Genomic DNA, 6,354 nt, shown 5'->3' on the forward strand with positions numbered 1-6,354 from the left:
AGGCAATGGAGAAGGTGGCAGCATTAGCTGCCCGCGCCCACCCATTCCACCGTTCCGTCGGTGAAGAACTGTTCCTTCCAGATGGGAACGTGTTCCTTGATCCTGTCCACCAGTTCGGAGCAGACGTCGAAGGCCTGGCCACGGTGGGATGCGGACACGGCACACACCAGCGCGGGGTCGCCGATCTCCAACATGCCAATCCGGTGTGCCGCCCAGATCCGCACGGGCTGCCTGGACGAGGCGTCGACCGCATGTTCGGCAACAAGCCGGGCAACGACGTCGGCCATCACCTGGTGTGCCGTGGGGTGCGCGCTGTAACTGAGACGCTCGACTGCCTTGCCGCCGTCGTGATTCCGTACCACGCCGCTGAAGCTGACCACCGCACCGGCGGTATCGCTTTCCACCGCCGCGATGGCCTGGTCGACGGAGATGGGATCAGCGCTCAGGACAGCGTTGACCACCTCGAATGCTGTTTCAGTGCCCATGTCCGCCTTCCAGCTGGTCGCAAAGGTGCCCGATCACGGGGTCCAGGACGGTCAGTCCGTCCATGACCCCCTTGGGTGATCCAGGTAAGTTGATGATGAAGGTAGATCCTGCAGCGCCGGCATGACCACGGCTGAGGGCCGCCAGCGGGGTCTTGGCGGCACCTGCGCGGCGGACGGCTTCCATGATGCCGGGTATCTCGCGGTCCAGCAGCGGCAGGGTGACATCCGGTGTGCGGTCGTCCGGGCTGAGGCCCGTGCCCCCGCTGGTGATGACGACGGCGGGGCGCTGGGTCAGGAGTGCGCGGAGGGCTGCGCCTACCGGCTCGCCATCGGGAACCACCATGGGTGGAAAAACGTCGAAGCCGTGTTCGGTCAGCCAGTCCGTAATCACCGGGCCGGTTTCGTCGCTGTATATGCCGGCGGCGGCCCGGGTGGAGGCGATCACGACGCCGGCCTTCCGTCCTTGGACATCGCCGTGGCGGTGGGGTTCGGGCGCGTTAAGGGTGCTGGTCACAGTGTCCAGTCCCCGCTCTTGCCGCCGCTTTTGGCGAGGACTTTGATGTCGTTCAGAATGGCGTGTTTATCCACGGCCTTGATCATGTCGTAGACGCTGAGGGCCGCAACGGAGGCTGCTGTGAGTGCTTCCATCTCCACCCCGGTGACACCGCGGGTCTTGACCGTGGCGAGTATGGATACCGAGTCCGGTGCAAGCTCGAAGTCCACGGTGACCTTGGACAGCGGAAGCGGATGGCACAGCGGAATCAGTTCGGGTGTCTTTTTGGCGGCCATGATGCCGGCAACCCGTGCCACGGCCAGGGCGTCACCCTTGGGCAGGCCACCTGAACCGAGCAGGCCCATGACCTCTGCGGTGGTGCGGACCGTGGCGGTGGCAGTGGCCTCACGGGTGGTTTCGGCTTTGGCGGAGACATCCACCATCTGGGCGCTGCCGTCCTGGCGCAGGTGCGTCAGCGCGGCCGGGGATTGTTCTGCATTCACAGCATCCATACTTCCACGTCCGCCCCTGCCGCGAGCGCGGCCACTCCTTCGGGGACGTGAACCAGCACGTTCGAGCCCGCGAGCGCGTGCATCAGGTGTGAACTTTCCCCGCCCTGGAGCTCCACTGTCCCGTCCGGCTGCAGGGTGCCGCGGCGGATCTGGTGCTTGTGCTCGGGCGACGTGAGGGGACGGCTCAGCCTGGCGCGGATGGGCAGTCGTCGTGCAGGGGTACCGAGAAGGCCTGCCAGGACGGGGCGGAGGAACATCTCAAAGGACACCAGGCAGCTGACGGGGTTTCCAGGGAATCCGAGGAAGGGGCGCCCTTCGAAGGTGCCAATCCCCTGCGGGCCCCCCGGCTGCATGCCCACGTGCAGGAACTCCACCGGCTGGTCCTCCATGGCCTGCCGCACCACCTCATACGCGCCTTTGCTGACCCCGCCGGTGGTGACGATCAGATCCGTCCCGCCACCCTCGCTCCGCAGCAGCCTGCGAAGCGCCTCCGGGTTGTCAGTGGCTATTCCCGCACGGCGGACCTGGAGCCCGGACTGCCTCATGGCTGCTTCGAGGAGTGTGCCGTTGGAGTCGTAAATCTTGCCGGCGGGCAACTCCTGGCCCGGTTCCACCACTTCGTCGCCCGTAGTGACCAGCAGGACCGTCACGGCCTTGTGGACCGTCACCTCCGGGATGCCCAGCGCCGCGAGCAGGCCCAACTGTGCCGGGCCAAGGAAGGTGCCGGCTGCCAGGGCCGTTTCACCGGTCCGGACATCGCTGCCGGCTGCCCGCACAAAGGTGCCGGGCGCGGCCGTTGGCAGCGTCACCGTTGCCTGCTCCGTGTGCGGAAGGAAACGGTCCGGAACGGCCCGCTCAATGGGGACGACGGCGTCGGCCCCTTCCGGGAGCATAGCCCCGGTCATGATCGGGGCAGCCATGCCAGGCCGAAGGGCTGCGGGGCTTGCGCCCGCCGGAACGGGAGGCATAACACGCAACTCCGCACCGCCGTCGGGCACGTCCGCGGAACGGATGGCATAGCCGTCCATCTGGGAGTTAGCGAAGGGCGGCAGGCTGATGGGGGCGCGGACGTCGCTGACCAGGCCGCGGCCCAGCGCCTCATGCAGGGGCAGCACTTCCGTCCGGCCCGAGGACTGCAATGGACGCAGGAGTTGCTCGACGGCGGCGGCATGCCCAGCCACGGACCGCGCCTGGTGATGCGCTTGATGCGCCTGGTGGTTGGGCTCGTGCGTCGCGTCGCCACCGCCCTGATGCTGCGCTTGGCCATCGATCGTTTCATCAAGGGACGTTCCATGGGGTTTCGGGCTGGTCATGGTTCCGCCTTCAGTAAGCCATCAGGGTTGCACGTCCACTCTAATCGTGTGGAACCCGGTGGCTCCGTCAGGCGCCACGGGCCTGCTCTGCTCGTCCTGCGCATGGCCTGCGAGATCCGTGGCCCGGACCTGGACCTCGTACTGCCCTTCCGTCAACTCCATAGCCAGCTTCCACTGGTACCAGGTGTCCAGCGAGATCCCTTCCGCCAGTTCCGCCTGCTGCCAAGAACCACGGTTCACGCGGAGCTCCACCTTGCCGATGCCCGTGTGCTGGGCCCAGGCGACGCCGCCAAACATCACCGTTCCCGCTTTCACCGGCCGGCCGCTTCGTGGCACATCGATCCGTGAAGAGGTTTTGATGGGACCCCGCTCCGACCAGCCCCGGGGCGTCCAATAGGCCGCGTCGTCCGCGAACCTGGTGACCTTCAGCTCGGTGACCCATTTGGTGGCCGACACGTAGCCGTAGAGTCCGGGCACCACCAGCCGGACCGGGAAGCCGTGTTCGAGCGGCAGCGGCTCACCATTCATGCCGACGGCGAGCAGGGCATCACGGTTGTCGGTGAGCACTTCCAGCGGTGTGCCCGCGGTCCAGCCGTCCACACTTCGTGAGAGCACCATGTCCGCGCCGGTTTGCGGCCCGGCAAGGGCAAGCAGGTCGCGGACGGGCCACCCCAGCCAGCGTGCGTTGCCGATGAGGTCTCCGCCCACGACGTTGGACACGCAAGCGATGGTCACATGGCGTTCGGTCAGGGGTTTTGCCAGGAGTTCGGCGAAGGTCAACTCCACCTCCCGGTCCACCATTCCGGTGACTCTCAGGACCCATGCGTCCGGACCGATGGCGGGGACCGTGAGGGCCGTGTCGATGCGGTAGAAGTCCGGATTGGGCGTGACCAGCGGCTGCATGCCGTCGACTTTCGCCTCGGCGGTTGGCGGGACTGGCGGCGCCGGCGAGTTGGCTACCGGCAGAGCTACGCGGCTCCGGGCTTCGCTGACCGCAAGGGAAGCACCGCGCCATGTGGCCGCCAGCGCTCCACCGATGATGGCGAACGAGGCTCCGCCGGCCAGAGCCTGCAGGAAACGACGGCGGACAGGCGCGGCATCGGCTCCTGCCCGCGGTTCATCGCTCCCCCATTCCTGCAGCCTCGTGATCAGGAATCGAAGCAGGACGCCGGCGACGGCGGAGGTGAGGACCGCCAGTGCAATCGCGCTGAACGTGGCTTGGGCGCGGGTCAGGACGGCCGCCAGGCCCACAAGCCCAAAGACGGCAACCACCGCGACGCCCCTCAACCGGCGGCGTTCCTCCACCACGCCCGCCAGTGCGGCAAGCGCAGCGATCACCAGGCCCATCCCGACCAGGAGAGCCACTTTGTCCGCGGTACCGAACAGTGCAACGGCCCAGTCCTTGACACCGGGAGGAATGGCATCGATGACGGCGCCACCAACAGCGGTCAGAGGCGACAACGACGGACTGACGACGCCGGCTACCAGCTCCCCCAGCACCACTGCACTGCCCACCGCAACCACCCCGGCGGCCGCCGCCCACCGCCCGTTCCAGTGTGGCACTGCCTGGGACGCCGATGCCCGGGGCGGCGGCGAAGGTGCCCGTTGCTCCGGCAGCCCCGACCCGTCGTCGTGCGATGCCTCCCTTGGCCGTGAGGTGTCCACCCTTCAAGCATAAGTTCGCGGAGTACCTGTGGCGCCTGACCTGTCCTCGGCTCTGCCCGGTCTTCTGCTGCCTCGCTTGCCCGTGTCACGGGGTGTGATGCGCAACCCAACGTGGCGTAGCCTGAATTCATGAGTGTTCAGCTAGGCATGCCCCAGCCGCGGGAGGAAGCAGCACCCCTGCCGTCGGTTCCTGCTGCCCGCCCCGCTGATGCTCCGGCTGGACTCGCGGACCGCTATGGACGCCGGGCCACGGACATGAGGCTGTCCCTGACGGACAAATGCAACCTTCGCTGCACCTACTGCATGCCTGCCGAAGGCCTGGAATGGCTGGCGAAACAGGCGGTGATGTCAGCGGAGGAAATCATTCGGATTGTGCGGATCGGAGTGGAGCAGCTGGGAGTTCGTGAACTGCGGCTTACCGGTGGGGAGCCCCTTGTGCGGCACGATCTGGTGGACATCATTTCGGCCCTTCGCAGCAACCACCCCGGCCTGCCCATTTCCATGACCACCAACGGCGTGGGACTCGCGAAAAAGGCGGCGCCGCTGAAGGCTGCCGGCCTGACGCGTATCAACGTGTCGCTGGATTCGCTGCACGAGGAAACCTTCACCCAGCTGACCCGCAGGCCGTTCCTGAACCAAGTGCTGGCCGGGGTGGACGCAGCCTGGGCAGCGGGTCTGGGCCCGGTCAAGCTCAACGCGGTGTTGATGCGCGGCATCAACGACGCCGAGCCGCCGTCGCTGCTCGCCTGGGCCCTGGGGCGCGGGTATGAGCTTCGTTTCATTGAACAGATGCCGCTTGACGCCGACCACGGCTGGACGCGGCGGAACATGATTACGGCCGCCGAGATCCGCCAAATTCTCTCCGCTGATTTTGTCCTCAGTCCCGATCCCCGCGCCCGTGACGGTGCCCCGGCGGAGCGTTTTGAAGTACGACGGCGGGTGGCCGGGTCGGCTGACGGCGCTGCGGGCGCGTTTGGCCCTGTGTTGGGCACGGTGGGCATCATTGCCTCCGTGACTGAGCCGTTCTGCTCGGATTGCCGCAGGACCCGGATCACTGCAGAGGGCAAGATCATGAGCTGCCTGTTCTCCCGGGAAGAATTCGACCTGTTGGGTCTCCTGCGCTCGGGAGCCAGCGACGATGCCCTCGCCCAGCGGTGGCAGGACGCGATGTGGCTCAAGCCTAAAGCCCACGGAATGGACCACGTGGGACTTGACGCTCCGGACTTCGTCCAGCCGGACCGCAGCATGAGCGCCATCGGGGGCTGAACTTTTGAACGTACGTTACTTCGCTGCCGCACGCGCCGCCGCAGGCATGGAGGAAGAGAGCTTCGACCTGGCGCCGGGAGCCACCGTTGCTGACCTTCTCGAGACCGTTTTATCCGTGGAGCGCCCCGCGCCTCCTGCCGGAACTCCCCCGCTCCCGCGCATCCTGTCCCGGAGCAGCTTCCTGCTCAATGAGGTGGCCGTGCGGGACCAGGCCGTTGTCCTGAAGGCTGATGACGTGGTGGATGTGTTACCTCCGTTCGCGGGCGGGTAGGAGTACCTTTACGCGCGTTTCGATTCGGCCTTAAGGTTGCCGGTTCCTCCGTTGATGATGTGCTTCCCCCTCAAATGTCAGTGCCTTCGCCGAAAATGTCGGTATGCGGATGTCGGCAGACGGCGGGACCAGTGCGGCAGCCCGCGTTCGAGTCTCGAAATTTGCCATTAGCCTCCTAACACCTGCTCCCACCCAGATTGTCAGTGCCTCCGTAGATGATGTTGGTATGGGAAACGGCGAGGGCGCAGTGGCAGTGATGGAGGGCATTCATGCCTCCGTTGCCGGCGTGGGGGCCCTGTTTCTCGAGGATGCCGCCCTGGCCACTACCGCTGCTGCCGGTGGCGGGGTT

General features: G+C 66.5%; 7 protein-coding genes. 2 read left to right on the forward strand and 5 right to left on the reverse strand.

Annotated features, from left to right (window positions below):
* Nucleotides 1-23 precede the first annotated feature (23 nt).
* Genes AC50X7_RS17465 through AC50X7_RS17485 form a run of 5 tightly spaced genes read right to left on the reverse strand, consistent with a single transcriptional unit; the run spans nucleotide 24 to nucleotide 4,366 of the window.
* Entirely contained in the window at nucleotides 24-485 is a 462-nt protein-coding gene (locus AC50X7_RS17465) for a molybdenum cofactor biosynthesis protein MoaE (RefSeq protein ID WP_494980161.1), read from the reverse strand.
* A complete protein-coding gene (locus AC50X7_RS17470) occupies nucleotides 475-999 on the reverse strand; it encodes a MogA/MoaB family molybdenum cofactor biosynthesis protein (protein ID WP_494980162.1) in 525 nt (174 codons plus the stop codon). Before AC50X7_RS17470 ends, AC50X7_RS17465 begins: the two co-directional genes overlap by 11 nt.
* The gene (gene moaC, locus AC50X7_RS17475; protein WP_494980163.1) at nucleotides 996-1,490 is read right to left on the reverse strand and encodes a cyclic pyranopterin monophosphate synthase MoaC; all 495 of its coding nucleotides are present in this window, start codon (nucleotides 1,488-1,490) and stop codon (nucleotides 996-998) included. The genes AC50X7_RS17470 and moaC overlap by 4 nt, the downstream gene beginning before the upstream one ends.
* Complete coding sequence (locus AC50X7_RS17480; protein ID WP_494980164.1) at nucleotides 1,478-2,803, reverse strand: molybdopterin molybdotransferase MoeA; 1,326 nt, start codon at nucleotides 2,801-2,803, stop codon at nucleotides 1,478-1,480. Before AC50X7_RS17480 ends, moaC begins: the two co-directional genes overlap by 13 nt.
* A gap of 21 nt (nucleotides 2,804-2,824) precedes the next feature.
* Nucleotides 2,825-4,366 (reverse strand): molybdopterin-dependent oxidoreductase, encoded by a 1,542-nt coding sequence (locus tag AC50X7_RS17485; RefSeq protein WP_494980168.1) that lies wholly within the window; start codon nucleotides 4,364-4,366, stop codon nucleotides 2,825-2,827.
* Between the two features lie 231 nt (nucleotides 4,367-4,597).
* On the opposite strand from AC50X7_RS17485, the gene moaA reads away from it, so the two are divergent.
* Nucleotides 4,598-5,734 (forward strand): GTP 3',8-cyclase MoaA, encoded by a 1,137-nt coding sequence (gene moaA, locus AC50X7_RS17490; RefSeq protein ID WP_494980165.1) that lies wholly within the window; start codon nucleotides 4,598-4,600, stop codon nucleotides 5,732-5,734.
* 4 nt (nucleotides 5,735-5,738) lie between these two features.
* A complete protein-coding gene (locus AC50X7_RS17495; protein ID WP_494980166.1) occupies nucleotides 5,739-6,005 on the forward strand; it encodes a MoaD/ThiS family protein in 267 nt (88 codons plus the stop codon).
* Nucleotides 6,006-6,354: the final 349 nt, after the last annotated feature.

The organism is Pseudarthrobacter sp. Hb11, assembly GCF_059383655.1.

Coding starts and splice junctions, on each gene's coding strand:
- AC50X7_RS17465 (WP_494980161.1), bottom strand. CDS start 485: ATGGGCACTGAAACAGCATTCGAGGTGGTCAACGCTGTCCTGAGCGCT.
- moaA (WP_494980165.1), top strand. CDS start 4,598: ATGAGTGTTCAGCTAGGCATGCCCCAGCCGCGGGAGGAAGCAGCACCC.
- moaC (WP_494980163.1), bottom strand. CDS start 1,490: ATGGATGCTGTGAATGCAGAACAATCCCCGGCCGCGCTGACGCACCTG.
- AC50X7_RS17480 (WP_494980164.1), bottom strand. CDS start 2,803: ATGACCAGCCCGAAACCCCATGGAACGTCCCTTGATGAAACGATCGAT.